The sequence below is a fragment of the Pedobacter sp. 01T416_2 genome (genome assembly GCF_056398925.1).
This window is the reverse complement of record NZ_JBFTQI010000696.1, coordinates 1-3,175: the sequence shown is the minus strand read 5'-3', so window position 1 is coordinate 3,175 and position 3,175 is coordinate 1. Positions and strand designations below refer to the sequence as shown.

The window sequence follows — 3,175 nt, the reverse complement described above, 5'->3', positions numbered from 1 at the left end:
ATCCACAACAGCCAGTTAAAGAAGCGGTAGTTTCACATGCACACGGCGATCATGCTATTGGAGGAAGCCAAAATGTATACTGTATTGCTGCTACCGCAACTTTTATGAAACACCGTTACCGCAAATTTGCCGCGGTCGATTTTTTTACCAAAAATTATCACGAACCCTTCAAAATAAAAGACGTTACCATTACTTTCTATTCTGCGGGCCATATTTTGGGCTCTGCACAGGTTTTAATGGAGTATAAGGGGGTAAAATACCTCTATACTGGCGATTATAAGATTGAGCCTGATAATACCTGTGAGCCTTTCGAATTTGCTGAAGCAGATGTGTTGATTACGGAAAGCACCTTTGCTAATCCAGAAACTAAACACCCTTCACCAATAGATGAAATTAAAAAGCTAAACGAAACCAATGCGAATATCATGCTTGGTTCTTATGCATTGGGTAAAAGCCAGCGGATTATCCAACTGCTCAACGCGCATTGCCCCACGAAGAATATTATGGTTCACCATAGTATTATGCCCTTTGTTAAAATCTACGAAGATTACGGAATGAAAGTAGGGCATTACAAAATGTACGATAGAAAGGTGATGAAAAATAATCAAGAGCATCAGGTTTATATTGTGCCGCCAATGGTTTTTCACAGTTACCATAAGGCGATTAATGTAGTACGCGCCTTTGCCTCTGGATGGAAGAACCTGCAACAACAAAACGGAATTTCACTTTATATTTCTGACCACGCTGATTGGGATGCAATTTTAGAAACCATAGAAAAAGTTAAACCAAAACAAGTATGGACTTTACATGGTGATGGTAAACAGCTTAAAGATTATTTTAAAAACAAACTTGAGGTTAAAATACTTAATGGATAAAATGATTGACTGATAGCGTTAGAGAATGATTGAATGAAGCTAAGACGAATTAAAAAACATTCCCTCATTTAATATTCAATCATTCCATAATTCACTCATTCAAAATCCTGTCATTCAATAATTATGTTAAAAGAAGGCGAAGATTTTTACTTTAACAAAGATGGACTAATGGTTTTTACAGAAGCCTACCATTTAAAACGTGGTTATTGCTGCAAGAATAAATGTAAGCACTGCCCATGGGGTTATGGGAAGAAGAAAGAAAAGAAGTAATGTAGTTGGCAATTTCAGTTTACATTTCTCAATTTTTATCTACAAACTCATTCCTCCTTATTAAAGCGAACATGATCATAAATATCGCTTAGCGCTATATCAAAACCCATCGAAACAAGAGTTAGTCTATCAGATATCTCCTTGTGTTGATTGAGTGCCCAGTTTTTTTCTTCATTAATGTAATAAGCTTCAATCGAAATAGATTCCGAATCGATCATAATGTATTCTTTTAATGATTGAATATCTTTATACAGGTTAAATTTTTTCCCTTTGTCGTAATTTTTGGTTGAAGGTGACAGGATTTCAATAATCACAGTTGGTAAAATTGAGGTGTCTTCATCAACATCACTATGTATTAATCCATTACAATAAATCGATATGTCAGGATAGGTAAATAAAGTATTCTCAGGAATATTCATTCGTTTATCACTTCCATAAGGCCTGCAGGGTTTGCCTTTAAGTTTTTGAACTATTTCTCCAAAAAAATTGCTAAAAATCTCGTTGTGATTATCACCGGCACCAGACATTGCAAATACCTCTCCTTGGAAATACTCGTGCTTTACTGTTGATGCTTTTTCCATCTCAAGATATTCTTTAACAGTATAACTTCTTTTTTGATAAGCTACAGCTGGTTCATTTACAATTTCGTCCATATATAAATTTATTGAATTTTGTCCGAAAGGTTAATTGTTTAAAATTGCCCAGTTGAAATTGCAAACGGAATCACATTGCGGCGTTAAAGGAAACATGGTTGTAAATATCGGTTAAGGCTACGCCGAATCCCATCGAAATAAGATTTAGCGTATCATAAATCTCTTCATGTTTGTTGAGTACCCAATGCTGTTCATCATTAATATAATAGGCCTCTACGAATACTGATTCTGAATCAATCATAATGTATTCTTTTAATGATGGAATATCTTTATATAGGTTAAATTTTTTCCCTTTGTCGTAATTTTTGGTTGAAGGTGACAGGATTTCAATAATCACAGTTGGTAAAATTGCTGTGTCTTCATCAAATTCACTATGCAAATAATTATTACAATAGATAGAGATATCAGGATAAGTGAACAACGTATTCTCAGGAATATTCATTCTCATATCACTTCCGAAAATGTAACACGACTTTCCTTTTAGTTTACTGCCAACTGCTAGGAAAATATTGGTGAACATCCAGTTATGATTTTCACTTGCACCAGACATAGCAAATACCTCGCCCTGGAAATATTCGTGCTTTACTGTTGATGCTTTTTCCATCTCCAGGTATTCCTCAATAGTATAATGCCTTTTTTGGTAAGCTACAGCAGGTTCATTTACAATCTCATCCATATACTAATTTACAGATGTTTATTCACAAAAGTTAAATGTATAAACGATTAAACGTTTAAAACGGATATTGGTTGGTTAACTGTTTAAATCGGTTAACTGCAAATTGCCAACCAAGAACTGCCAATTGAATTAATGTCCTGCAAAGAAACCAATTAATGCTACACCAATCCCCAATAAAACGGCAATCATTTTGCGGGTATTGATTTTATGATCGGCACTCGATTCGAATAAGATGGTGGTAGAAATATGTAAGAAAATACCGATCACAATACCCATAATTTTATTGAAATAAGCATCAATGCCTCCAATAGTGCCATTGCTTAAGCCAACACTTACATAAAAGCCCAGAGGTGCCATGATCGCAAATACAATCAGATAAAATATAATACTGCTTTTCTTATAATGGTTTTGCATTAATATGCTTGCCAGCGCAAAAGCAGCTGGGATGTGGTGTAGTGAAATTCCGAAAATCAGCTCATTGTGCTGTTCTTTGGCTAAAGGCATCCCCTCTAAAAAAGCATGCAAACACAAACTGATCATAATCCCAAAGGGAAAAACATGCCCGTCGTGATGTTTATGAATGTGCCCATGTTCTACACCTTCTGAAAATTGCTCCAAGAAGATCTGTAATAAAAAACCAATTAGGATGAAAACACCAATCTGCCATTTGTCGGGTCCGCTGTAAGCGTCAGGAATTAAAT

5 protein-coding genes are annotated in these 3,175 nt (G+C 35.2%); 2 read left to right on the top strand and 3 right to left on the bottom strand.

All coding sequences use genetic code 11. The annotated features are described in order from the left end of the window. Both AC1DPQ_RS22635 and AC1DPQ_RS22630 read left to right on the top strand, forming a co-directional pair. On the top strand, positions 1–875 hold an 875-nt coding region (locus AC1DPQ_RS22635; RefSeq protein WP_477610949.1), incomplete at its 5' end, for an exonuclease. Between the two features lie 123 nt (positions 876–998). Next, the gene (locus AC1DPQ_RS22630; protein WP_477584874.1) at positions 999–1,145 is read left to right on the top strand and encodes a DUF5522 domain-containing protein; all 147 of its coding nucleotides are present in this window, start codon (positions 999–1,001) and stop codon (positions 1,143–1,145) included. A 47-nt stretch (positions 1,146–1,192) separates the two neighbouring features. On the opposite strand, the gene AC1DPQ_RS22625 is transcribed toward AC1DPQ_RS22630, so the two are convergent. The 3 genes from AC1DPQ_RS22625 to AC1DPQ_RS22615 all read right to left on the bottom strand — a co-directional run. Beyond that, on the bottom strand, positions 1,193–1,798 hold the full coding sequence (locus AC1DPQ_RS22625; protein ID WP_477584873.1) for a Uma2 family endonuclease: 606 nt from the start codon (positions 1,796–1,798) through the stop codon (positions 1,193–1,195). Positions 1,799–1,868: 70 nt separating this feature from the next. Next, positions 1,869–2,474, bottom strand: coding sequence for a Uma2 family endonuclease (locus AC1DPQ_RS22620; RefSeq protein ID WP_477584872.1), 606 nt, complete (start codon positions 2,472–2,474; stop codon positions 1,869–1,871). Between the two features lie 129 nt (positions 2,475–2,603). Further along, positions 2,604–3,175 (bottom strand): ZIP family metal transporter (locus tag AC1DPQ_RS22615; protein WP_477610948.1); only part of this gene is annotated, 572 nt, incomplete at its 5' end.

What these genes read in the sequence shown, in the direction of transcription:
- AC1DPQ_RS22630 (WP_477584874.1), top strand. Translation starts at nt 999, where the DNA reads ATGTTAAAAGAAGGCGAAGATTTTTACTTTAACAAAGATGGACTAATG.
- AC1DPQ_RS22625 (WP_477584873.1), bottom strand. Translation starts at nt 1,798, where the DNA reads ATGGACGAAATTGTAAATGAACCAGCTGTAGCTTATCAAAAAAGAAGT.
- AC1DPQ_RS22620 (WP_477584872.1), bottom strand. Translation starts at nt 2,474, where the DNA reads ATGGATGAGATTGTAAATGAACCTGCTGTAGCTTACCAAAAAAGGCAT.